The organism is Rania fehmarnensis, from assembly GCF_056494185.1.
In genome coordinates, this window is the sequence record NZ_CM151398.1 from 7653016 (window position 1) to 7676432 (window position 23417).

Annotated in this window: 22 protein-coding genes; 16 read left to right on the forward strand and 6 right to left on the reverse strand. The window is 53.5% G+C overall.

The genetic code is table 11. The features are described from left to right. Window positions 1-237: 237 nt before the first annotated feature. From SH573x_RS26045 to SH573x_RS26115, 15 genes are all read left to right on the forward strand, one after another. Window positions 238-648, forward strand: coding sequence for a type II secretion system protein (locus SH573x_RS26045; RefSeq protein ID WP_479350979.1), 411 nt, complete (start codon window positions 238-240; stop codon window positions 646-648). Further along, on the forward strand, window positions 623-1111 hold the full coding sequence (locus SH573x_RS26050; protein ID WP_479350980.1) for a response regulator: 489 nt from the start codon (window positions 623-625) through the stop codon (window positions 1109-1111). The genes SH573x_RS26045 and SH573x_RS26050 overlap by 26 nt, the downstream gene beginning before the upstream one ends. Further along, window positions 1069-2514 carry an ATP-binding protein gene (locus tag SH573x_RS26055; RefSeq protein ID WP_479350981.1) on the forward strand — a complete coding sequence of 482 codons (1446 nt, stop codon included), beginning with the start codon at window positions 1069-1071 and terminating at the stop codon, window positions 2512-2514. Before SH573x_RS26050 ends, SH573x_RS26055 begins: the two co-directional genes overlap by 43 nt. Before the next feature lie 15 nt (window positions 2515-2529). Next, window positions 2530-2865 (forward strand): STAS domain-containing protein, encoded by a 336-nt coding sequence (locus SH573x_RS26060; protein WP_479350982.1) that lies wholly within the window; start codon window positions 2530-2532, stop codon window positions 2863-2865. After that, the gene (locus SH573x_RS26065; protein WP_479350983.1) at window positions 2862-4637 is read left to right on the forward strand and encodes a GspE/PulE family protein; all 1776 of its coding nucleotides are present in this window, start codon (window positions 2862-2864) and stop codon (window positions 4635-4637) included. The genes SH573x_RS26060 and SH573x_RS26065 overlap by 4 nt, the downstream gene beginning before the upstream one ends. Window positions 4638-4639: 2 nt before the next feature. Then, the gene (locus SH573x_RS26070) at window positions 4640-5854 is read left to right on the forward strand and encodes a type II secretion system F family protein (RefSeq protein ID WP_479350984.1); all 1215 of its coding nucleotides are present in this window, start codon (window positions 4640-4642) and stop codon (window positions 5852-5854) included. Window positions 5855-6019: 165 nt separating this feature from the next. Further along, a complete protein-coding gene (locus tag SH573x_RS26075; RefSeq protein WP_479350985.1) occupies window positions 6020-7081 on the forward strand; it encodes a hypothetical protein in 1062 nt (353 codons plus the stop codon). Then, complete coding sequence (locus tag SH573x_RS26080; RefSeq protein WP_479350986.1) at window positions 7072-7716, forward strand: PilN domain-containing protein; 645 nt, start codon at window positions 7072-7074, stop codon at window positions 7714-7716. Before SH573x_RS26075 ends, SH573x_RS26080 begins: the two co-directional genes overlap by 10 nt. Window positions 7717-7745: 29 nt before the next feature. Beyond that, window positions 7746-8327, forward strand: a complete 582-nt coding sequence (locus SH573x_RS26085; protein ID WP_479350987.1) for a type 4a pilus biogenesis protein PilO — start codon at window positions 7746-7748, stop codon at window positions 8325-8327. Window positions 8328-8332: 5 nt separating this feature from the next. After that, complete coding sequence (locus SH573x_RS26090) at window positions 8333-8857, forward strand: hypothetical protein (RefSeq protein ID WP_479350988.1); 525 nt, start codon at window positions 8333-8335, stop codon at window positions 8855-8857. Further along, entirely contained in the window at window positions 8854-9348 is a 495-nt protein-coding gene (locus SH573x_RS26095; RefSeq protein ID WP_479350989.1) for a GspH/FimT family pseudopilin, read from the forward strand. The genes SH573x_RS26090 and SH573x_RS26095 overlap by 4 nt, the downstream gene beginning before the upstream one ends. A gap of 12 nt (window positions 9349-9360) precedes the next feature. Further along, complete coding sequence (locus SH573x_RS26100; protein WP_479350990.1) at window positions 9361-10971, forward strand: PulJ/GspJ family protein; 1611 nt, start codon at window positions 9361-9363, stop codon at window positions 10969-10971. A gap of 138 nt (window positions 10972-11109) precedes the next feature. Then, complete coding sequence (locus SH573x_RS26105; protein WP_479350991.1) at window positions 11110-11601, forward strand: type II secretion system protein; 492 nt, start codon at window positions 11110-11112, stop codon at window positions 11599-11601. Then, window positions 11591-13366 carry a carbohydrate binding domain-containing protein gene (locus SH573x_RS26110; RefSeq protein WP_479350992.1) on the forward strand — a complete coding sequence of 592 codons (1776 nt, stop codon included), beginning with the start codon at window positions 11591-11593 and terminating at the stop codon, window positions 13364-13366. The genes SH573x_RS26105 and SH573x_RS26110 overlap by 11 nt, the downstream gene beginning before the upstream one ends. 160 nt (window positions 13367-13526) lie before the next feature. Beyond that, window positions 13527-14792: a YkgJ family cysteine cluster protein gene (locus tag SH573x_RS26115; RefSeq protein ID WP_479350993.1), complete on the forward strand. Its 1266-nt coding sequence runs from the start codon at window positions 13527-13529 to the stop codon at window positions 14790-14792. A 58-nt stretch (window positions 14793-14850) separates the two neighbouring features. On the opposite strand, the gene SH573x_RS26120 is transcribed toward SH573x_RS26115, so the two are convergent. Both SH573x_RS26120 and SH573x_RS26125 read right to left on the reverse strand, forming a co-directional pair. After that, window positions 14851-15435 carry a hypothetical protein gene (locus SH573x_RS26120; RefSeq protein ID WP_479350994.1) on the reverse strand — a complete coding sequence of 195 codons (585 nt, stop codon included), beginning with the start codon at window positions 15433-15435 and terminating at the stop codon, window positions 14851-14853. Window positions 15436-15673: 238 nt separating this feature from the next. After that, complete coding sequence (locus tag SH573x_RS26125) at window positions 15674-17206, reverse strand: class I SAM-dependent methyltransferase (RefSeq protein WP_479350995.1); 1533 nt, start codon at window positions 17204-17206, stop codon at window positions 15674-15676. 62 nt (window positions 17207-17268) lie between these two features. Here SH573x_RS26125 and SH573x_RS26130 point away from each other — a divergent pair, with 62 nt between their 5' ends. Beyond that, window positions 17269-17814, forward strand: a complete 546-nt coding sequence (locus SH573x_RS26130; protein ID WP_479350996.1) for a hypothetical protein — start codon at window positions 17269-17271, stop codon at window positions 17812-17814. 4 nt (window positions 17815-17818) lie between these two features. Here SH573x_RS26130 and SH573x_RS26135 read toward each other — a convergent pair whose 3' ends face one another. Genes SH573x_RS26135 through SH573x_RS26150 form a run of 4 tightly spaced genes read right to left on the reverse strand, consistent with a single transcriptional unit; the run spans window position 17819 to window position 23383 of the window. Further along, a complete protein-coding gene (locus SH573x_RS26135) occupies window positions 17819-18751 on the reverse strand; it encodes a hypothetical protein (protein WP_479350997.1) in 933 nt (310 codons plus the stop codon). Window positions 18752-18765: 14 nt separating this feature from the next. Beyond that, window positions 18766-22263, reverse strand: a complete 3498-nt coding sequence (locus tag SH573x_RS26140) for an RHS repeat-associated core domain-containing protein (RefSeq protein WP_479350998.1) — start codon at window positions 22261-22263, stop codon at window positions 18766-18768. A 17-nt stretch (window positions 22264-22280) separates the two neighbouring features. Further along, on the reverse strand, window positions 22281-23072 hold the full coding sequence (locus SH573x_RS26145) for a PAAR domain-containing protein (protein WP_479350999.1): 792 nt from the start codon (window positions 23070-23072) through the stop codon (window positions 22281-22283). Between the two features lie 11 nt (window positions 23073-23083). Next, window positions 23084-23383: a hypothetical protein gene (locus SH573x_RS26150; protein ID WP_479351000.1), complete on the reverse strand. Its 300-nt coding sequence runs from the start codon at window positions 23381-23383 to the stop codon at window positions 23084-23086. Window positions 23384-23417 lie beyond the last annotated feature (34 nt).

A 23417-nucleotide genomic window follows, 5' to 3' on the forward strand; every position in this document is an offset into this window, starting at 1 on the left:
ATCCTCGAGATTCCATTGCGATCTCAAGTCGACTGTAGTGCGACGCAACTTGCAAATTTAGCTTGTAAAGATCGCTTGAAATGCCGCGATTTGGTTTTGTTTTTTGAATGACTTGCCACAAACACAACCTATGTTTTTGAGCGGCCGAAAGTGCTGGTTCTGTGGGACGACCAGCGCCAACAATCTGTCACTCGCAGTGGGGCAAAAACTGCGATTTGCACTTGAGGGGGATCTACTATGAATTGCTTGAATCAGACAAAGCGCAAAGCTTTTAGTTTGGTGGAATTGGTTGTGGTCGTGCTCATTCTGGGTATCATCGCAGCGGTCGCGGCACCAAAGATGTTCGATGCGGCCAGCGATGCGCGACAAAACTCGACGAAGACATCATTGTTCGTGTTACGTGATGCGATCGAATTGTACAAAGCACAGAACGGAAGTTATCCACCAGCCGCAACGTTGGCAACTGCTCTCGATCCTCTTTTGAAGGGTCCGTTCCCGGCGGTGCAGGTCGGTTCGAATCAAAATGCCACGGTGGTGGCGTCAACGCAGAGTCCCATTGTGACTGCAGAAACCGGTGGCGCCGGCTGGGCCTATAACCAGACCACTGGCGACCTGGTGGTCAATGAATCGTCATATATCGGTTGGTGATGTCGCCGATATGACGCACATGCCAGCTCGCGTGCTGGTCGTTGAAGACAATCCAGTCCTGGCCGATGTTCTGCGTTTCAATCTTCAACGAGCCAAGCTCGATGTAACGGTCGCGCACGATGGTGCACTCGCCTTGCAGTATCTCCAGCGCGAACCGGTCGATCTACTAATCACTGATTATCAAATGCCAGGACTGAACGGGGCTGAACTCTGCAGCCTTGTTCGCCAACAGCCGGCACTCGCTGCCTTGCCGATCGTAATGTGCTCCGCCAAGGGCTGCGAATTAGATATGCGCATGCTGAAGGAATCGTTCGGCGTAGCGCAGATCATCTACAAGCCGTTCAGTATGCGACAAGTCGTTGAATTAGTTCGAACGTTACTCAAGCCACCAAGTGTCAGCCTCGCGTGCGAGCTGGTTTCATGCTGCGTGCAACCTGTCCAAATCCTGCAACCCGACGTCTAGTCGTCCACTATTACCTGGTGGCCCTGGCTAGCACTTTGGCCGGTGCGACCCTGGTCGTTTGGTTTCATTGGCAGGGCACGCTGAGTCAGAACCTGGCCTTTTCGGTAGCTGCACAGATGAGCGTGCTGCTAGTGGGCATCGTTCTTGTACGACGATCGATGCACACGATGCAATCGATCGAACATCAACTGCGCTCGTTGATGCTCGACGGTCAGCACGCGGCTAAGCTACGCCCGCTGGCCGAAGCCGGCTCGCTGGCCCGAGGTTGGAATCTAATTGTCGAACAACTCTTTCATCATCAGGCTCTCAACTCACTGGAATCGCGATTTGCCGAGCTCCACCAGGCCGCCGATGAAAAACAGTGGAACATCCTCTTCCATGCTCTGCCCGAAGGCATCGCCATCTGCGACTGCGATGACCAGCTTGTGCGTATCAATAACTCGCTGACAGCCATGCTGAGTCTCGACACCCACCTCGAAACCATTGGTCGACCGCTGCTGGAATTATTGAACTCGACGTTTCAGTCAGTCCATCAGACGCTTTCCCACGCCAAGGGTACGCAGAGCAGCAGTCGAGCGCCTGCCACCTTCGAGTTGCGGCGCGGCGAACTTTCGATCGATGGCGTCGTTCGTGTCAGCCGAATCCCGTTGACCGGCGAACATGGTACCCACCAAGGTACTCTGTGGTGTTTTCGCGATGTGACGCAGCAACGCATAGCTGACGAGAGTCGCAATCAATTCGTGTTCACCGCCACTCACGAACTACGGACACCTCTAGCCAATATCAAGGCTTACGCCGATACGCTGGCCGAAGCCGATGACATTGATATGGCCGATCAAAAGCGTTTCTACAACATCATCAGCAACGAGGCCACGCGACTAGCGCGTTTTGTCGATGAGTTGCTGAACATCAGCCAACTGGAATCGGGCGCCGTCTTGCCCACGCGAGGCGAGACCGATATCGAGCGTCTGATCCACGAGACCATCGAGAACTTGCGGCCTCAACTGCTACAGAAAGAACTCAAATTCGAAACACGCCTGGCACCCAAGCTGCCAACGATGCTGGTTGATAAAGACAAGTTGATCGCAGCCCTGGTCAACTTGTTAGGTAACGCAATTAAGTACACGCCCGACCAAGGCTCGGTTCGCTTGATCGTGGAACAAGATGAAACGTCGCTTCACTTTCATGTCGAAGACACAGGCATCGGTATTTCAGCCGAAGAGTTACCGCGCATCAGCGACAAGTTCTTTCGCAGCCAAGACCGACGAGTTCAGAGCTTGGTGGGCAGCGGGCTAGGCTTGGCCTATGCCCAAGAGGTGGCCAGGCTGCATGGCGGCAAACTGAGTGTTAAGAGCCAACTGAACAAGGGCTCCCGTTTCACCTTGACCCTACCACAAGCGTAACTGAGTGCCCCACCAATGTTTCAAATAACCAGACATGGCGCAGTTCAGGTCCTCAGCGGCACGCATCCGCTCAGCAGTGAGCACCTGGACGGACTCAAGCCACTGATCGACCAGTGCTTTCACAAAGGTCAACCGCAGATCGTCGTGCATTTGTCCGCGATACCCTTGATCGATAGCCAAGGTTTGGAATTCCTCATGGACCTGCGCGACCGGGCTCTACGTAGTGGCGGTTCGGTGCAACTGGCTGAACCCAAAGCCTTGTGTAGAGACATCCTGCAGGTCACGGGCTTGGCCGGTGAGTTTGCAATTTACGATCATTTGAGCGCAGCGATCGGGAGCTTCGCACAATGACCTCGCTACTGAATCTCGATTCTGTCGCCTCAACTCTTAATGAGTCCACTGCCCGCGGTACCAGCAGTTTTCAACCTGTGCCCGAAGAAGTGTTGCCACTGGGCGAGCGTCTGTTCCGCGCCGGTGTCTTAACCGCGGAAGAATTAGAAGCTGCCTTGGATCGGCACGTCGACAAACGCCTGCAGTTCGGAGAAACGCTGCTAGAGTTAGGCTTTGTCGATGAAGATACGTTGTTGCAGTTTCTGGGAGCCCAACTGCAAGTTCCAGCCGTGCGCATCCGCGAAGGCATGGTTGATCCACAAGCCGTACGACTTTTGCCGCGTCACAAATCCGAAGCTCTTTGTGCTATCGCTATGTTCAAGGTTCACCACACGCTCAGCGTAGCCATGGTCGAGCCTCGAAACTTGCAACACATTGACGAGATCGAACGTCTGACCGGACTAAGAGTGCGTCCTGTCGTGGCCCTGCGCAGCAACATCGTCAAGAACCTGCCGCGGTGCTACGAGAACGATTTCAGTGTCGACGCGGTGACGGCCGACTTCGCCCAGGATTCGGTCGAAGTTCAGAACGAAGCCTTCGATATCGACATGCGCAACGTCGATTCGCTGGCCGAAGGTAGTCCGATCATCAACCTGGTTAACTACATGATTTACAACGCAGTCCGCCAGAAAGCGAGCGATATCCACGTCGAACCAGGGCATCAATCTACCGTAGTGCGATTCCGCATCGACGGCGCCTTGCGAGAAGCCCTCAGGCCCAGACGCGAATTTCACTCGGCCATGGTCTCACGTTTGAAGGTTATGGCCAAACTGGATATTGCCGAACATCGCACGCCCCAAGATGGACGCATCCACGTGCGCGTCGATGGTCGCGAGATCGATTTGCGCGTATCGACCTTGCCAACGATCCTCGGTCAGAAAGTGGTCATGCGTGTGCTGGATCGACGCAACGTGACCTTTAATCTTGATCAATTGGGAGTGCCACCCGGACAATTGACACAGATGAAGTCGATACTCGCTCGACCTCACGGTCTGATCCTGGTGACCGGTCCTACCGGAAGCGGCAAGACGACAACGTTGTACTCCGCACTTGAACTGGTCAAGAGCGTCCATCACAACATCGTCACAGTTGAAGATCCGGTCGAATATCAGCTTGAGCAGATCAATCAAGTGCCGGTCGGTTCCAGTCGCACCATGGCTTTCGCCAGCGCTTTGCGCGCGATCTTGCGTCAGGACCCCGACATCATCATGGTCGGCGAAATTCGCGACAGCGAAACGGCTGCGGTGGCCGTTCAAGCCGCCCTCACTGGGCACTTGGTACTAAGTACACTCCACACCAACGATAGTTTTAGCGCGGTCACACGCTTGCAAGACATGGGAGTCGAGCCGTTTAAGATCGCTGCATCACTCGTCGGAGTCATAGCTCAACGATTACTGCGTACGGTCTGCAACAGTTGCCAGGCAGTCTATTATCCGTCGGACGAACTGTTTGATGCGGTTCATTATCGTGGTGACCGTCGGCGCCAGTTCGTCCATGGCAAAGGCTGCCGCGAATGTTACGACACGGGTCTACGCGGGCGTCTAGGCATCTATGAACTACTGGTAGTCTCACGCGAAATGCGTTCGCTGATTGCCCGGGGTGGCGATGTCGAACAACTGCGGCTCGCTCACCAGAACCAAGGTGGATCGCTGCTACTGGACGAAGGCATCCGCCTGGCGGAAGCAGGGCGAACCAGTCTGGATGAAGTTCTGAAGGTAACTTACGCGGAGTAAACATGAACTTCAAATATCAAGCCAAGCAGCGCAGCGGCCAAAGCCTCAGCGGACACATAGAAGCCGAAACTCTCTCTGCAGCTCGCAATCAACTCCGGGCCCTAGGCTTGTTCGTCACGCATATAACCGCCGTTCAAGCTACACATTCACCCACACTCGCTGCCAGCAGATCACTCTGGACAGGGCGTGTGACCAAGAATGATTTGGTGATGACCATGTCTCAGCTAACAATCATGAGCCAATCCGGGGTCGACCTGGCTGAAGCTTTAGAGAACCTTGCCCAGCAAGCCACAAAACCTGTGCTGCGATCTGTTTTGTCAGCGGTCCACGCAGATGTATCCAGTGGCACTTCCTTCTCGGAAGCTCTACGCAAACATCCGACGGCTTTTGATGAGACCATCATTGCCGGTGTAGCTTCAGGTGAACACGCCGGCACGATGACGCAAGTGCTGGAACGACTGACTTATCTGCTGCGCAGCGACATGCGTTTGCACAGCACTATATGGTCGATGCTGATGTATCCGCTGGTATTATGTGGCGTGACGGTTGTCGTCCTGTGCGCTATGCTCTTCTTTGTGTTACCTCAGTTTGCCACTGTATTTGAGTCGCTGGAAAAACCCGCGCCGCCACTAACTAAGTTCTTGCTCGACATTGGCTCGCTGGTGCGTGGTCATCTGATCCTGGTGCTTTCGTCCATCGGCGGTTGCGTGGCCCTCGCGGTGTCCCTGCGCAAGTCACCGCTAGTTGCACGCGGCTGGGACTATGCCACCCTAAACGTAATATTTGTTCGCGATGCCTCGCGTGCACTTTTGACGGGTCGCGCGTTTCGGATGTTGGGTACGATGCTAATCAGTGGTGTGCCACTGGTCGATGCCTTGCGGTTGTGCCAAAGCGCCTCGCGCAACGGACACTTCCGAAAACTCTTTGAGAATATTGAAAGAGAAGTTTTGATCGGCGAAGGCTTGGGCACTACCCTATTGGCCGCGAGCTTCTTGCCGCCTGGGGCTGCCCAGATGGTAGCTACCGCCGAGCGTAGCGGCAGTATGGGCGAAGTTATCAAAAACGTTGGTGAGTATTACGAAGACGTGGGCCAGCGACACTTGCGTGATCTGGTGAAAGTGCTGGAACCTGCAGTCATCGTGTTCTTGGGCGTGATCGTCGCAGGGATTGTACTGTCGATGGTCTTACCCATGTTGGATGTATCCACCGGACATTAGTTGCGCAGTCGTAGCCACCGTCGCCCGAGGGTGGAAGCACTGGGTAGCCACCGTCGCCAGAGGGTGGAATCGGCTGGCGAAAACCATCGCTGGGCAGCGGTGACACTGTTGTATTTTTAGTTGGTTAGCAGGTGCGCCTAGCCTGCGGCTACGGGTTAAACGATTGTGAATAGCAATACAGGCTTGATTGGTATCGACTTCGGAATGGCTAGTACCAAGCTGGTACAGTTGGGAGTCGTCGCCGGACAATTTGTCATTCAAGCTAACTGGTGCTTGAAGCATGCAACCACGCTGAATTCGCCTGATCTGTCCGCTGTGCAGAGTGCGTTGGAGCAGCACACTGATGTTTTGCCCACGCTACGTCGGCTGTTTACGGGTAAGCGCTGCGCGGCGACAGTTCCGATGGCAGTTACCGAAATGCGGTTGCTGGAAATACCGGCAGCCAGCGATAACGAACAAGCAGACATGGTCAGTGAAGAGTTGCTGGCAGAACTTGAGTGCGACGCATCGGATTTGAGTATCGGGCACTGGCCAGCAGGCAAAGCGTGCGGTCAAGACGCTTCCATGTCACGCTATACGGCTTATGCGATTCCTCGATCGCTGGCAGAACTAGTCGGCCAGCGGCTGCTGAAAGGCGGCTGGCACTGCCAGGCCATCGATGCGATCCCATGTGCGCTGGCTCGAGCCGTACAGATGCTGGGCTATCGCCGAACCGACGATGCAGTGCTGGCAGTCGACTTGAGCCATCAACTTCCGCTAGTGGTGCTGGTAGTGCGCGGCGTGCCGATCTTTGTGCGGCCACTGCGTGATGCAGGCATGAACACCATCACAGAACCCTTGTGCCAGGAGTTCAACATCTTGAGCACCGAATGTCATCAACTCCTTTCGCGGTTTGGTATCCCGCGCAGCGATCAACCACCAACGCCAGCGGCTGCCAAGACGATGCAGGTGGTGCATCAACCAGTCAGTCATCTTTTGAGCGAGATTAAACGTACGGTGGACTTTATCCGTCAACAGTTCCCAGCGAATAAACCCACGCAGATCTGTCTGTTTGGAGGCGGAGCCAGTATCAAGAACTTGCCGCAACGCATCGGTCACTTCGTTCAGTTGCCAGTTACGACTTGGTCGCTCCGCAGGAATTCTGACCATCGCGATCCCGCTGAAGCAATCTTAGGCTTGGCCGCCGGCCTTTCGGCGTTGGCCATGGAGGAACAACTATGCACCTGAACCTGCTGCCGACCTCTACACGTCTGTTGATTCAATTCGATCAACAACTGCGTATCTCTCTGCGGTTGTGGCTGACGCTAGGCCTGGCGGCGACCATTTACTTGATATATCAACTAGTTTTGGGGTATCAGGCGCAGCAGCAACTAGCCTTGCTGGATGTGGCGTGCGAGCCGGTGCGTCAAACGCAAGCCCAGCTGCATCAAGATCGCCAATCGCTAACCGAACTGCACAAGAAACAGGCTGATTTGATCTCACTGCATATTCCCGCGCATCCAGTCGCCATCTTGGGTGCGATCGTCAAAGCCATCGCCAATCAACCAGGGAAGGTTCACCTACAACGTCTCAGCATCCAAACGGATCAAGCGGTAGCTTCGACGGCTAATACTGCCCAGGCGACCAGTGCCCAGAGTGTGACAGCCCGCTCACCGTCCCACACTCACAGCCTCGTACTCATGGGGCAAGCCGACGATGATAGTGCCCTCTCCAAACTGATCACGCAGTTACGGCATTCGGATTGGATCCAACGCGTGGAACTGAAATCGTCAAGTCGCTCAACCGGCTCCGCAGCTCGTCAATTTCACCTGGAGGGCTGGTATGGAACTGACAAAGAGCTTCAACAGACCATAGCTAACTGAAACGTCCCAGTCTCGATAGATCGGCAGCCATGAATCTCGAAACCCTACTCCGAAAGTTGCCCAGCGGTGGTTCGCCTGCAGCGTCCTTGCGCGGAGCCTTTGTGGTCGCCAGCCTGCTCTTAGTCGGCATTGCCTGGTCAGCCATAGCCTTCAGCCACCAGCGCCTGACAGAATTCCAACTAGCCACCAGTCAGCGCCAGCAGTGGATCGAGCAACATCCGCAACTCAAACTGGAGGCAGATCAACTTCGCCAGCAAGTACAACAAACGCAGGCTGATTGCCAGCTCCTGGTGGCGAAGCTGCCCGCGCATCCATCCGAGTCTGAGCTCCTGAATTTGCTTTCCGAGGCCGCCACTCATTGCAACGTGGCGCTGGGAGACTATCGACCAGGCAGCGTGCGTACCACTGCGTTGGCCAGTGAAATGGAGTTGCGTTTGCGAGCCACCGGCAACTACGCCAGTCTTTGCCAATGGTTGCATGATCTGGATCAATTGCCCCGCACGCTGAACATCACACACTTGACCTTCATCGGACCATCTGCTGCTGGCGGTGATTGCACCGTCGATTTGCAGTTGATGTTAGTGTTTGGTTATTCAGGAAAGATCAATTAGCCACCATGAATAGTGCACCAGGTCAAAAGCCTAACTCCTTGCGCAAGCTGCTCATTCCTCTACTACTGCTCGTGCTGCTGGGTGTGTTGATATTGCCTGGCAAAAAAGCGGCTTCGGCTCCACCACCTGTTGCGCACAGTGCCTCGACGTCTGTGTCACCAGCCACGCCGCACTTTACGCGGACGGTTGATCAGGCGAGCGAGCGTCCAGTTGCGGCCGGTCCGTTCACCTATTGCTTGTCCGATGCGCTCGCGCTAAACCCATTTGACCCGCCGCAAGTCCCAAACCTTACGGCATTAGCCACAATACCAAAGCCTCCCGAGGTCGAGCAGGTAAGCCAGATAGCGACACTTGCCGACCCCGCACCCGCCCGCGCACCAAAAACGAGCGTCGCGTTACAAGCCATCTTCTTCGATCAACAAGGTGCGGCGGCCATCATCGAAGATCGCATCTTGCGCGTAGGTGACCCGCTACCCGACGGACGACAAATAGTACGCATCACAAAGCGCGGGATCGAGTTAACGCCATGATTCATCTAAGCCGAATATCGACGAATACTCTACTGTTCCGGCCAGCATTTTCATTGATTGAACTGTCTGTCGTTCTGTTGTTGATGGCGATCACCGCCGCCGTCGCCGCGCCGCGCTGGACAATGGCCCTACAGCAGTTCCGTGCTAGTTCAGCTGCGCATCGCCTCGCCGCCGACTTGTCACTGGCCCGGCGTCATGCAACCTTCACCAGCGGCAATCAAAGCGTGGATTTCTCAGTTAGTACGCACACCTACTGGCTGCCCAATATGCCGGCACTCGATCGTGCCGCGGGCACCTATCAGACTCGATTGGCGGACGATCCGTATCGTGCACAACTCGTGACGCTTTTTGGATCAACTGCAGATCAACAAGTTGTCTTCAACGGCTTTGGAGTTCCCAATCAAGGTGGCTCGATCGTCGTCGCCTGCGGCTCTGCCCAGCGCAGCGTCCTCTTGAACATCAACACAGGTCTGGCCGAAGTCCAAGAGTAAAGCGAGATTTATATGAGCAAGCACCGCGGAACCACACTCTTGGAGTTTGTCGCAGCCATCGCCGTTTTTGGCATTCTGGTGGTGGGCATGCAGTCTAGTGTGTTGGTGGCAGTGAAAAGCCTGCCGAGATCGGATAGTCCTATCTTACTGCAGTCGCGTGCACATCAGTTGCTGTCTAATTTATCGACTGAACTCGAAACGGCGCTATATGTTTCCGAGCTCACTGCAACCTCCATCGGCTTTACGGTTTCCGATCGCAATGCTGATGGTCGACCTGAACGCATTCGATATAGCTGGAACGGAACTATCGGTGCACCCATAACACGACAACTCAATGGTGGCACGGCGGAAACAGTGTTCAATGGCGCGTACGGTTTCTCAGTGAACGGGCACGTTCAAAATGATGTTGTTACCTATCCGACTGTATGTGTCGAAGACGCCCTTGAATCGCTACTGATCGATCAATCCAATGTGACACAAATACTGGAACACGATGTCTCCTCTAGTCTGTCAGTGGCACAGCGATTCACGCTCGACTTGCCTACCAACTCCTTTGCCTGGCGTCCAACTCGAATTCAGTTTCCAGCCAAATTTGCAGGGTTGTTAGGTATCGCCACCGTACAACTTCGAACCTACACCTTTGCCTGCGCACCGGGAACGGACGTGCTTCAACAGCAGTACCTCACGTGGGCCACACTGGACAACAACTACACCTGGCAGAGTTTCAATTTCGACGACGTCGAACCGATGCCCAGCGGCAGTGGTTTTTCGCTAGTGCTGCAGCGCTATTTTGGTTCGCGTGCGGCCACTTTGCCGAGCACCGTTAGTGGTAGTGGGCTCTTGAAAGGCAATGCGTCTGGCAATACCTGGGAACTGATGGACAATCGTGGTCTGGCGTGCCAGATCTATGGTAAGCATTGGCGGGCTTCGGGTACTCGCTCGCAGACGCTGAGAAAATACGCATCGATCAGCGTGACTTTGCAGCCCACCAGTATTTCGCCTGCCATCCCGCTAACGGTTGCCCTGCTCAATAGGCCCAAAGCGCTAAGCAATCTTTGGGACTTGGACTTTACAAGTAATCCAACGTTGATCGATAGCAATGGCGATGGCCAACTCGATTGGTCGCTATCCCGCAGTGGCGAATTACAGGCGACATCGCTCACCAGTTCCGGTTGGCAAACTGGCGGCGACCAACTGGTCTCCAATCAAGATTGGAATTTCGCCAGTGCAACCCTGATCGAATTCACTGCCCAGTGCCAATCGACAAGCAGCGAAGGGGCCGTCATCAGCCTGAACGCCTTGCGATCCGGTTCCCGCTGCGCGCCGCTGACCGTTACGATTCAGAAGCAGTCTGACGGAACGCAGTCAGTCATCTTGCTGACTCGCACTAGTGACTCGCAACTGGTCACACTCTTAAATCTGACGCGGCAGAGCAATGTGCCTTTGAATGTCCGATTGATCATTGATCCGACCATATCGGGAATCTCAGTTTATGTCGGTAACGTCGCCTATGGAACCTATTCGCTCACGCCTTACACCTCCAGTCAAAGCAGTCGTCGCATCACCTTAGGTGCCGCTGGTAGTTCTACCCTGTTTCAAAGAGTACAAGTGCATTGCCTATAGCCCAATGTGGCATAGGCTTCCAGCCTGTGTGAATTGTGGCATAGGCTTCCAGCCTGTGTACCCCCCTTAACCTTCCAACCCAATTGAATCCGCACCCAATCTCAACACCCCAAAATGCCATCACACCATGATCACACCATGAACCGCCGCGCATTCAGCCTGATCGAATGTACTGTTAGCGTCATGCTGGTCGGAATCTTGATGACCGCGGCGTTACGTAGTTTATCCACTTCGCAATATCGAACCGCCGAGACATTACTGCAGATGCAGGGCAGGCAACTCTGCGACTCGTTTAGCTGCGAAATATGCAGCAAGTCCTTTGCTGAACCGAGCAATCCAGGAGCTAGCCTGGGTGTGGACGCATCAGAAAACCACACGTGGCGTGCGAGCTTGGATGATGTGGACGACTACTCCAATATGAACCTCACACCACCAACTGATCAACTTGGCAACGTCATAGCCGGCGTGAGCAATTGGCGCATCACGGTAGCAGTCGGCTGGGCAGATCCCGCTTCGCTGGCGGCTACTGCCAGTACCAACACCAATCTCAAACGGATTGAAGTTCAAGCATTCTTCGCTGAGCGCTTGATCTCGTCGACCGTTGTATATCGAGTAGCCGATGAATACTGAGCTTATCGCTCCACGCAGAAAACTTTCTAGTCGCACTGTGACCAGACAAGGTGCAGCTCTCTATACATTGGTTCTGCTGACTTCAATCTTAGTCAGCGCTATTGGGTTGGCTGCGTTGCAGTTAGCCCGAACACGCGGTCGAGAGCTGAGTGACGACCACGATTTCAATGTTGCCAAAGCAGCGGCCCACTCGGCCCTGCAATTGGCTCAGCCCGTGCTGGCCGGTACGTCCAACTGGCGCAGTCAATTGGTGGGTTCATCTTTGGTACAAAACCAGAGCTTTGGACGAGGCTCACTGGCCATCTCAGTGACCGATCCGGCGGATGGAGTGATCTCAGACTACGATAAATCGCTGCTGGTTGTTGGAACCGGCCAACAGGGCAGGGCGGTACAAAAGCTTTCGGTGCTGATGGAACGTCGCGCCCATGAGCGTGCATGCTTGCGGCATGCCATGGCGGCTGGCAGTGGGATTGTCGCGAGTCAATCAACGCTGCGCAGTCTGACATCGATTGCCACGGGTGGCGATCTGCAGGCGAGCAGTTCGCTCATCGCTGCCGATGTGGTGGTCAGTGGATCGGCTAGTCCGGCGGGCATCACAGGCACAGTCACTCAGCACGCGCAGGCTCGGCAAATGCCCGACGCTCAGCATGTGCTCGACTATTATCTTCAGAATGGCACGGCGATCAGCTACTCCTCGTTGCCACGCTGGCAACATTCGCAGATCATTCGCAACAACTCATTCGAAGGCGACACATCGGCCTGGTATGCGCTGACTGATTGCAATTTATATCGCAGTTCCAGTCGTTCGACCAATGGTACCTGGTCGCTGCGAGTCTCGAGCCGCTCTAGCCGCGATGATTCTGCAGCCCAGGATCTTACATTGGGCTCGATCAAGAACGGCAACACATATCGCGTGTCGATTCCGTTTTATCCAACTGCTACTGGAACAGCCAGCGCCCATATCACCCTTCAGTCCAGCGGTGATGGAATACAAGTTTTGCAGCTACCGAATTTTGCGTGCAGCAAAAACAGTTTTGGTAATTTCAGCTGGATCACCATCGAAGGTGATTTGACGCTGCGCTGGTCGGGTACGCTCACCAAAGCCACGCTGTCGCTCGATTCATCTTTTAGCCAAGATTTCTATCTGGATGCCGTTAGCCTGGTCGATGTCACATATCCCAACAATACAGCGGTGATCGATCGCCAGTTAATAAGTCCAGTCAACAATCCGCTGGGTGCCGCCAACGCTCAAGGTATCTACGTCATCAACTGTGGAAATCAAGATCTGGTGGTCGGTCGCAGTCGCTTGGTTGGTACGCTGGTCTTAATTAATCCAGGGCCAGGCAGTCGGCTGGCCAACTGGGTGAACATGGAACCCGCGGTTTCGGGTATGCCTTGTCTGCTGGTCGATGGACACATGCGGCTGGCCACCAACGGTGAGGGCTTTAGCGAAGCCGCGGTGGGTATCAACCTGAATCCTGCCGGCACTCCCTATCCGTATCCCAGTGGGCTGGCTAATTCCGCACTGACCGACAACTATCCTGCGCTACTTTCGGGTTTGATCTACACCACGGGATCGCTCACGTTTGCGGGCACTTCGCGGATTCATGGCATCGCTCTTGCCGGTCAGACGATCCAATTGACATCCGCCAACGTTGTCTTGGAATTCGATGATCAGTACCTGACCGATCCGCCCCCGGGCTTTCAAAGCGGCATAACGGTCCTACGTCCCCGACCAGGCAGCATCAAACGCGTAGTCAACTAGCTGTGTGGCATAGGCTTCCAGCCTGTCTGTGGCATAGGCTTCCAGCCTGTGTTCTTCTGTGGCATAGGCTTCCACCCTGTGGCCATGGTACCCTGTACTTCCAATCAGCGCCCCTCCTGGCCTGAAACCAACTCACCCCCGCGGCCCTTTGGAATAGTTCATGTCGTTACCCATCATCGTCAACGCGGGGCAAGAGAGTTGGGACTGTCATCAATGTGGGTTTTGTTGTCGCGGCAGCCTCGTGCCACTCAGCCAGGTTGATGTCGACGTTCTCAATAGTCAGCGTTGGCAAGACGACCCTGAGTATCACCATCGCCGAGTCATGGTGCGTGACCGAGGCAAACCGCGTCGCGGTGGTTCGAGTGGTTATCGCCTGGCGCATAATCCCGATGGTAGCTGCGTGTTTTTGATGCAGGATGGGTTATGCCGCATTCATGCCCAGCACGGTCTGAAAGGCAAACCTACGGTGTGCCAGACTTTCCCCTTGCAAATCATTCCTCACGATAAGCAAGCGATCTTGACGATTCGGCGAGCTTGTCCCTCGGCCGCGGCCGACTTGGGCAGCTTGGCGGCAGAACGATTGCCATGGATTAAGCAGCAAGTGCGCGACGAGCGTATCAAGGCAGAGTCGATTCCAGCGCCGCCGATTAAGCCTGGAGAGGCTCGCACCTGGCGCGTGGCCAAGGGCCTCTTGGAGTGCGCTCGCCAGTTAATCGTTGACGAGCGCTACCCGATGGTTCGCCGCCTGGTGCATGCGCTGCAATATGCCAGTTTGTTATCGCTGGCCAAGACGCGATCATTGGACGACAAGAAACTTCTGGAACTGGCGCAGACGCTGGTGGATTTAGCACCAGAGGAATCGAAGGTTTTGTTTGACGAGCGCCGTGAGCCCAGAGGCTACTCGAAGATCATGTTTCGACTCTTGGCAGTTGACTGCGCCAGGTTGCATCCAAGCTGTCGCTTTCAATCGCAATGGTCGGCACGGCTGCAGCTGATGAAAATCGCTGCCAAGATTGTGTGGGCGGCTGGCCAGACGCCAGTAATTAATAAAACCAGTTTTCCAGCCGTCAAGTTTCAAAGCCTGGAAGCACCCACTGGCCCCCTCTCGCCTGAAATCTATCCGCCGTTAACGCGATTCATTGAAACCAACGCGTCATCGTTTATGTATGCCCTGGCTGATCGGCCTGGTTGGTCAGTGATCGAGAGCATACGCGGACTGGCGATCCTTTACCCAGTCGGCTTATGGCTGCTGCGGTGGGTCGCGCATGGCCGCAGTCCGTCAGTCCAAGACATGTTGCACATCGTCGTGGCTCTCGACCGCAGCCAAAGCTACGCGCCACTAGCCGGCTTCTTCCATCGGGCTCGCCTGGCGACGGTGGCTCACCAACATGACTTGGAACGTTTGGTGATTTGGTACGCGCGTTGAAATTGTGCGATTTCAGCATCGCCCGCTAAGCGATGCAGAAGCATAGTGTAGTCACGAATTACAGTTCTATTCGCGGGATCACAAATTCGGGATTGGTATTCAAGGCAGCGCGATCAGCCACGATGACCGAACGATCGCCTACATCGAGTGTCGGACCCGAAGCGGACACTACATCGCGCAGACGGATCGTACCTGCCGGCCAGCGTTCTACTGGACCAAGATCCACTAGCGTGCCGGGTCGATTGATACTGGTGTTCACACGAACCAGTAGAGTATCCACGCCTTGAACGCGAGCAATATTAATTCGATCGATAGTACCAGTAGCCGATTTCCGCTCATCAGCGTTCAAGCCTTGGGGAGTAGGAGCAATCGCCTGCGGATTACCCGGCCCTACGAACGTCACCCGATCAAGACTACCTGTCGGAATGGATCCTACTGCAGGCGTACGAACAACGGTGGCTGATTCGACCACTCCATCCCTATCGAGATCCCGAGCAGAGCGCGGGGCACGCACGTACTCACCCACATATTCCGGCACATCGGCTGTGGTGTAGTGAACGACAGCGCGTTGCGCGTGGCCCACAGAGATGACAGACGGAATCATCAAGGCCGATAGCGTAAGAATAGCGAAACGGTTATGCATGATACTTCTCCCACAATATTTAGGTGGCTGATCAATCCGAGTGCTGGCGCACTGGGTCACAGCTGGAGTGGTTATACAGTCGACCCGCCGACGCATTGGATCAAACGTATGAATGAAACAGCAGCTGCCGTGCCAAGAGTGGCAGCGTGTGGCAGCGTGTGGCAGCGTGTGGCAGCGTGTGGCAGCGTGTGCAACTTAAGTCAAGGGCGCAGGAACTGCGCTAGAGCCTCGCCCTAGTTTATACCTTCACCAGGAGGGCATAACGGGCAAGTCGCGTCAGCGCCTCTGACACTTCGTGGGAGTTAATGGTTGTCGTTCGTTGGAAGTCGGAGATCAACGTCTGGGCATCGCGACCATCACATTGAATGAGCAGCTGACGCTCGACATCTGTCAAGATAGTAGCTTCATGCCGCAGGTTGGTAACACAGTTCGCATTGGCTGCTTGCAGTCGAGCGTAGCAACTGCCCAGGCATGTACCTTCAGTTTGAGTGCTAAACTCTGGAGGGTGCAACGTGAGATCTACGAGCATGCGCCCTGTTGATGAGTAGGTCGTCAGCAGAGATTTGGAAAGTTGGCGACGACTTTCTTCCGCATCGAGCGATACATTTGCAGCGGATAGTTTCTCGATCGACTGACTCAAGAGTTTGTTGAATGGTAGCGACATAGGCCACACGTCTTGAAGCACTGACAGGGCTGCCTTGAATATAGGTAGAGGAGTGGTCAAAACGAGTTTTCCGCAGCTCGTAAATACTTGAGGTACATCGTGTCGCAGATCAACGCCCTCGGGAGCCTTCAAACACGAACCGACGGAAAGTCGGTAGAGCTGCTTGGCTTGAATTTGGTAATTGGGCCGAAGATGGCTGCGACATATCAGCGATTGACGAAAACACCTATTGCGCAAGAAGTCGAGGTACTGTTCCTTTTCAAGCAATCCGGGAGCGAGCTTTGCCAACTCGTCTTGGACATCCTGGGAAAACTCAGCCGTGGCAAACATGCTGGCAAAGTCGGCTTCGGCTAAGTATCTCAACTCATATTGACTGAGCGATTGACAAAAGTCGAGGAACCAAAATGGTTGATTGTGTTCCTCGAGATGCTCGTGAAACAGGTAAGCATCGGAGAGTTGATTTAGTAAAGTCAGATTCTCGCGAAGGAGCTGGCCATAAGCGCCGGTCTGAACAGATGTCGCTCTGGTTAGAAATTCCAGTAAACCTCGAGCGCGGGCAATACGCTCGGCTGACGAATCTTCAGAATAACGCTCGACATGAAACTGCATCATATGTCGAATAACGCTTCGTCCATGCCAACCGGGATGAGTGTTGTAGCTGATATAGGCAACCCCGTTATCGGTCAGTCGCTGGTTGATGGTTCGCAGGATACTAGCCTGCATAGCGGTGGAGACCCAGGAAAACACCCCATGACACAGAATGTAATCGAATTGTCCCCATGATTCATCAATCGCTTCAATCGAGCCGTGAATCAGCTTTATATTCGACACTTTCAGGCGTGCTATGCGATGCTCGCCCAGCTCGATTTGCTTTTCTGAGGCATCGATGCCGATGAATTGGCTTTCTTGATTACCCACGGCTATGGGTATCAGGTTACCACCATCGCTACAGCCGAGTTCGAGCACCCGGCAACAGCGAGAGTCTGGCGGTTCCAGTGCCAGCAATAAAGCCAACGTTTCCAAGTGCCGTGGATGCGTTTGCGGAAAGGCGTGTGCGGGATAAGGAACTTCATCGTAGGGATTCGAGGACGGCAGAGTCTGCGGCATTCTGTTAACCTTGTACAAGATCGTGGCTCTCCGGTGGCCCATTTATTAGCTATGATTGTGGCATGAACGATCCTCCGATTCGACTAGCCATAGATGGCACGCTGGAAACGATTAGAGCCCGGGCCACTGCGTATCGAAATCTGGTGGTATTTGTGAGCCTGACGTGCGTGGCAAGTCTGTTATGGCTGTCTATTATCCGTCAGTTCGTGACTTTAACCTTGCTCAGCATGCTGCTACCGGCAGTGGCATTTTGGCTGTACCAGGATTCGCGCATCATTTTTCGCTGGTGCCAGAATACGATCGAACTTTGTCGACAAGCTAAGGTCGACACAGAGGTATTCAGAAATGTGGTTACATCGCTCCGCCCGTTACCGCAGTCGACTATCTCGAGCATGTTGGTGGAGTTAGATGAAAATGAGCGCACGGAGTATGGCCGCAGCCATAGTCAGACTCGCCTTTATTGGAATACCTTCTGTGTTTCGCTGCTGGGCAGCCTGACTCAAATAGCCGGATGGCTAACGGGCTGGGCATTACTGTTAGGCGTGGGGATAGCGATCTGGTTCGCGTCGATTTGGGCAGGCAGGTTAATTTCGACGCGGCCAAGGTGAAGACTTATGTTGGAGTGTTTGACTTCAGCCATGCTTGGGCAAATAACAACCGATTATGGCACGCCGGGCAGTCAAGCTGGTCGCTTGCATGAAAATAGCGATATGCTGACGGAACGAATCCTTTGAGCGCAAACATTGCTCCAATTAACGAAAACGCAGCAGAAATGGAAGAGTTCGGTCTAACACCTTGAACCGCTAAATTCGCGGCGACATCAAGATGGCTCTTCGGTAGCCCTTCCGAGCTTTCAATTTGCCTGAGGGCTTCTGCCACTGGCATCCATGGATTTGGAGAACGAGCTTCTTGATAGTCAAGCGTGGCTGATTCAAGCTTACTTGCAATCTTCGGTATTTCTTGACGAGCGAATTCCAAAGGAACTGCCTTTAATCCAGCGTCATCAATAAACACTTTGAGTTCTATATCGCAGGTAGGACAACAAACAATGGAATCAGCTTTTGCTACTGGCACGAAGTTATCTATCAGGAGCGCGCGAATCCCATGCCTCGCTACGCCAAAGCAACCAAGTATGGCGTAGTAACAGTCCTCGACCTCGTAGTCACTTGCTAAGAATACGTTAATGAAATCAGATTCTGCCTCCGCAAGAGCGTTAGCGAAGTTTTCGGCCATATCGGGCGACAATCGCGCGTCACTACGATCAGACGTGCAAGCAATACACCCGATTAGAAAATGCAAACTTCTTCTATCGCTAAGATTAAGCTTTTGACCGAAGTTAACCAAATGGGGAACAACTGCATAGGCCGCCGCAGACGGAGTGAACTGCTGAAAGATCATCTCTCCAAGTGTCTGAAGATCTTGCCTATAGTCCAGCTCAGATTTTCCTTCGATGCTCTTGATCAAGGATGGAATATGAGCAGCAGAGCCCTCCCAGACCTCGAGTGAGCTCCACAATGAACTGTTCAGATCCAGCACCTTTACCATGTTGACGGTTCTCACTATCGAATACGTCCTGTTCCATTGGGCGGTTGAGCCCCTGTTACATTATTTACGCCCGCAGCCTGTTGGGCCGGACAGCAGCACTGACACGCTGCCCCACCGTGCCCAGCTCCGGAACTCGAAGCCTGTGTTCGTTGAGTTTGCCCTTCAGTCGCGCGAATACCACGTTGCTCTGCGTGATTTCCTGCACCAGGTTGTTGATCTCTTCTGAACCTGGCCTCTTCACTTGGCAATCGAACATCTGGGCCCAGAGTTTGTTGGGCAACGGCAACTTGCTCTTGCGTCAACTTACCGTTGCTGCTTGTGACCGTATGGACAACGTTTCCATCACGGTCGACACCTTGCGTAACACAAGTAGTCTGCAGGCTACGCGCCTTCTCGCCCGGAATTGCGTTGTGGATAGCATCGGCTGCACCCTGAAGTTGATCATCATTCAACCGAGTCGAGCCGCTACCGCGTGACGATGCTACGGCATTCTCAGCGTCAGGTCCGTCTTCTTTGGGTTGAGTACAGTTTTCGTCGTTTCCTTCGCCTAACCCGCGAGTATCGACGTTTGCTAATGGGTTTGGACGATAGGCGTATACATTCATGCCGCCGCTGATACCCCAGGGGTCAGATTGAATGTACCTTGCCAGGGTCGGGTCATAGTATCGGAAACGATTGTAATTGAGCTCGAGAGCAGCATCGTAGTAATGACCGGGAAATCGGAGGTTAAACTCAATTTCACTCTGGTCACTGACAACGGCTCGCCCATAGGGCTGAACATCCGCCTCCCAAACATCTCGGTGATCCGCCCTTTCAACTAGTATTGGGGTACCAATTTGATCGCTAAAAACAAAAAACTTTTGACAGTTTAGCGGGTCAGACGAGACCGAGGGGTAGTCCAAAAACATTAGCGGAACTAGGGCCAATGGATTAGAATAAACGTACAGACGGAGTCGTCCGTCAGCACTAACCTCGGCTACTAGCTGGTCGCGATACCAAATAAATTGAGTGACATCGCGTTTCCATGTACGTTTAGTGCGACGCCCCAAGGCATCATAAGTAGCACACCATTCGTCGTCATCGACTAGTGCCTTCACCAGTTGATCACGACTGTCGTAAATGTAGTTTGTATAGGAGTCGGCGCTCCTGCGAGACTCCATGTTTTGCCTATCGTTGTACGTGAATTCAGTTCCGTTTGCCGAAGCCAGTTGGTTGCAGTGTACTTTCTCGACCACTAATCCAGGCTGTGAAAGAACGTTGCAAGCATTGTCGACTTCATAGAATTCTTCGCCTGAAGATCGCGATCTACTGATGAGGCGATGAGCAGCATCGTACTTTGCATCGACGTCGCCTCGTAAGTTATCCTCAACCTTCAATAGACGGCTCTCACCAGACCACTGAAACTTACGGATCCATGGACGTTTCACAGGACGATCTAGTGACTTAAATCGACAACGCCCCCGGTTATCATATTGTGAAGTCTCCCGTGTGCCATTACTAAAGTTACGGCGAACAATGCCATGCCCCAAAAACTCGATAGAGTGCTCTTGTCCCGTTGGGTCTAGGACCACCAGCGCATTACCCCTCCACTGATACTGAATCTGGTATCGCTTAAACAGTGTCACCTTTAGAAAGCGATCAACTCCAAGAAACTCGGCTTCAATCTCACTCCCTTTTCGAACTTCAGTTGCTCGATTTCCAAAGCGGTCGTAGGCCATCTCTATAGGATCTTCCATTGTGGATGCCTTTACACAACGCCCGTTTTTATCGTAGGCAAATTCGTGTTGGTCACCGCTCGCTAGCAACTTTTTAGTTACCAGATTTCCTGGACCGATTTCTATCGTCAATAGTTGACGTCCGTCTGCTGCATATTTGCCTGTCAAATTGCCAACCGAGTCTCGGGTATATCGATCGCGTACGGCACCGCCGCGTCGCACCTCCGTCAAATGGTCACCTAAGTCATACGCGTACTCACTCTTGGTGCCAAGCGCATCTATGGCAGACGAGAGTTTTTCAAAGGCTGTATAGTTGAATCTGTCCGTGGCGCCGAGTGGATTGCTCACCCCTCTCAACAAGTGCCACTTACCATATTCATGGCTCCAGCGTTGGCCATCAAAATCTACATGTTCAGCGACATTACCGGATCGATCGTAGTTCCAGGTGCGTTTTTTGCCTTCTTGATCCCATTGAGCAATCAGCTGGCCGCTTCTATTGAAGACTCGCCCGTCATTGGGTGACGGCCACCAGGCTGAATTTAGTGGCAAAACTCGATAGTCGCGTTTCTGCGCGACCAGGCCTGAATTCTCCGCCTTAGTGACTATGCAAGACTTTACCAAATCCCGAAACTGCAACGTGCGAATAAAACCAACCGTCGGTAACGTGACTTGTGACGTATCCATCAATACGCCGTTTTCATATTCAAGAGCATTTGAGGCTACCCGATACTCACGTGCGTCTGCAAACGAGTCATCTTCCGGTAGCGCAATTCGGAATCCCAGCGGACAGAAACGCGCAATCACAGCCCCAGCTGCATCGTACTCATAACGAGAAACATTTTGGTTTGCGTCGATCTGCATTGCCAACTTGCCTGTGAGATCGCGCACAAATCGTTGTGTCCCACCAAGCGGATCAATAATCTCAGTTAACGCCCCTTGCGGTGAGAATTTGTAATGCCAGACGCCGCCATCGCCGCGAGTCAAGCGGGTAACGCGTCCAGGCAATACGTAATCTAGCGAAATCTCAAACAGCCCTTCGTCGCCAGATGAGAATACACATCGACCCTGTGTATCGTATCTGTACTGAAAGCTAAATCCCTTTCGGCCTCGACGAGTTATGAGCCGGTTATCTCGATCATAGGCAAATGAATATCCTGTGCCAGCGGAATTTCGTGTACCAAGCAGATTTCCCAGAGCATCATATTCATAGGCAACCAACAATTGTTTTGGATCGTCGACGGTCCCGTCCAAGTAGACTTCTAAAATCTGCCCCGACGAATTCTCGTTCACTGTCAACGAAGTTCCTGTCGAATCTACAATTGATTGCAAGTGATTCTGTTGGTCATAGACAAAGCTTACAGAATGCCCACGCTCCAGCAATTTACTCAGTGTTGCAATTGATCTCTGGCCATTGCACTCAAATTCCATTTCTGGCTGAGCATATCCTGATAGTCGAAACTTATCGTTGGCTAAGCGAGTCAGTACGTAACCACCACTTGCCGACTGACCACCCACTTGTGCCGGCAGCTCAAAATTTATCAAGCTCAAGAATGCATGCTGATAGCGTACATGTCGGCCGTCCATGTACAAACATTTTTCAAATTCCGTTGCGCAACCTCTGCCAAGACTATACAACTGATTGCAGCGTGAGCTGTCATAGTGCCTTTCCCACCGCAAATCGATCGGTCCAATGAGTCGAAAGTCGAGCATTCGATCGACGACTGCGCCTGTAAGTGTATCCACCGGATCACCAACAAGCTGCCAGTTTTGTGAATAATTGCAATGTGATGGCTTCATCTATTCACCCAATCCTATCAAGCACAACGATGTTGCCCGCCGCGGCGACCTACTCTGTCTACTCCCGCAGCAACTCCGGCAGACACTGCACCCTGTGCGGCGTTGACTGCAAGAGCTCGGGCCATGTCGGCCAGGCTCACACCTACCAGCACGTTGCTGAATCCTATCGTGGCTGCGTTGGGCACAATCGGTAATTCACTGCAAGAAGTAGCCATCAGCGGGGCGACAAATGCCAGAGGACCTCCGTTGACCGTGACGTTGGGACTACCAATCGCCACCGAACCTTGCGCACCTGGATACGGTATCGGAGGAATCAGCAATTTGACCCAGGTCATCCATTGCGTATACGCAGAAAAACTCCCTTTGATCGACTCCCATGTCGCCTTGCGGCTTGAGGTATCCACCCCAGTCACATCTTTAAGAAATCTACCCGCCGCTGAATCGGGCGTGACAAACAGGGACGATATGCCTGCGATCGCCATGTTGGCTAACATCGTCAAGGCGACGAGCATAAGCTGCTTGGGAATGTTCAACAGATGCCGCCGCCAATACAACATGTTCATCGCAGTCGGAGGAACAGGCAATCCTAAGGGATGACAACTGTAACCCATCGCCCCCGAAGTAGCCGCCGGCATACCGTTAATCAAAGTGTTGATCTTGCCAGGCCAGGCAGGTGTCAACCACAAGAACACGCTTCCGAAATACGGATGCGGTACCATCGGGATCGGTACCGGCGAAGGCGGTACCAGGATTGTGTGCAGATCCAAACCCACGATCGTATCACCCATTTTGGCTGCTGGCCACAACATGCTAGGCTCGCTTATAGCTCTGGTTTCGAGATATCGACAACTTCCAGTCCACCGGTCAATCGCGTTTTATGAAACGAAACTTTGACAACATCCCCAACCTCCAGCAACTCATACTTTTCGGTGGATACATAGCCGGCGAGTGATCCCTGATCCGTTTTAACCACAATTGAATTCACACAGCCGTTGTCGGCTGATTGCACCCAAGCGCGGCCTGCGATGATCCGCGTGCTGTAGCTGGTGCCACCTTCGAACTGCTGTTTGTCTTCAACGGTTCCCGTGGCAGACTGCAGATCTAAGCCCCATCGATTCATCGCGTGGAAGCCTCCGAAGAGAAGCAACATCACT

Coding starts and splice junctions, on each gene's coding strand:
- SH573x_RS26045 (WP_479350979.1), top strand. CDS start 238: ATGAATTGCTTGAATCAGACAAAGCGCAAAGCTTTTAGTTTGGTGGAA.
- SH573x_RS26050 (WP_479350980.1), top strand. CDS start 623: ATGAATCGTCATATATCGGTTGGTGATGTCGCCGATATGACGCACATG.
- SH573x_RS26055 (WP_479350981.1), top strand. CDS start 1,069: ATGCTGCGTGCAACCTGTCCAAATCCTGCAACCCGACGTCTAGTCGTC.
- SH573x_RS26060 (WP_479350982.1), top strand. CDS start 2,530: ATGTTTCAAATAACCAGACATGGCGCAGTTCAGGTCCTCAGCGGCACG.
- SH573x_RS26065 (WP_479350983.1), top strand. CDS start 2,862: ATGACCTCGCTACTGAATCTCGATTCTGTCGCCTCAACTCTTAATGAG.
- SH573x_RS26070 (WP_479350984.1), top strand. CDS start 4,640: ATGAACTTCAAATATCAAGCCAAGCAGCGCAGCGGCCAAAGCCTCAGC.
- SH573x_RS26080 (WP_479350986.1), top strand. CDS start 7,072: ATGCACCTGAACCTGCTGCCGACCTCTACACGTCTGTTGATTCAATTC.
- SH573x_RS26085 (WP_479350987.1), top strand. CDS start 7,746: ATGAATCTCGAAACCCTACTCCGAAAGTTGCCCAGCGGTGGTTCGCCT.
- SH573x_RS26090 (WP_479350988.1), top strand. CDS start 8,333: ATGAATAGTGCACCAGGTCAAAAGCCTAACTCCTTGCGCAAGCTGCTC.
- SH573x_RS26095 (WP_479350989.1), top strand. CDS start 8,854: ATGATTCATCTAAGCCGAATATCGACGAATACTCTACTGTTCCGGCCA.
- SH573x_RS26100 (WP_479350990.1), top strand. CDS start 9,361: ATGAGCAAGCACCGCGGAACCACACTCTTGGAGTTTGTCGCAGCCATC.
- SH573x_RS26105 (WP_479350991.1), top strand. CDS start 11,110: ATGAACCGCCGCGCATTCAGCCTGATCGAATGTACTGTTAGCGTCATG.
- SH573x_RS26110 (WP_479350992.1), top strand. CDS start 11,591: ATGAATACTGAGCTTATCGCTCCACGCAGAAAACTTTCTAGTCGCACT.
- SH573x_RS26115 (WP_479350993.1), top strand. CDS start 13,527: ATGTCGTTACCCATCATCGTCAACGCGGGGCAAGAGAGTTGGGACTGT.
- SH573x_RS26120 (WP_479350994.1), bottom strand. CDS start 15,435: ATGCATAACCGTTTCGCTATTCTTACGCTATCGGCCTTGATGATTCCG.
- SH573x_RS26125 (WP_479350995.1), bottom strand. CDS start 17,206: ATGCCGCAGACTCTGCCGTCCTCGAATCCCTACGATGAAGTTCCTTAT.
- SH573x_RS26130 (WP_479350996.1), top strand. CDS start 17,269: ATGAACGATCCTCCGATTCGACTAGCCATAGATGGCACGCTGGAAACG.
- SH573x_RS26135 (WP_479350997.1), bottom strand. CDS start 18,751: ATGGTAAAGGTGCTGGATCTGAACAGTTCATTGTGGAGCTCACTCGAG.
- SH573x_RS26140 (WP_479350998.1), bottom strand. CDS start 22,263: ATGAAGCCATCACATTGCAATTATTCACAAAACTGGCAGCTTGTTGGT.
- SH573x_RS26145 (WP_479350999.1), bottom strand. CDS start 23,072: ATGTTGTGGCCAGCAGCCAAAATGGGTGATACGATCGTGGGTTTGGAT.
- SH573x_RS26150 (WP_479351000.1), bottom strand. CDS start 23,383: ATGAATCGATGGGGCTTAGATCTGCAGTCTGCCACGGGAACCGTTGAA.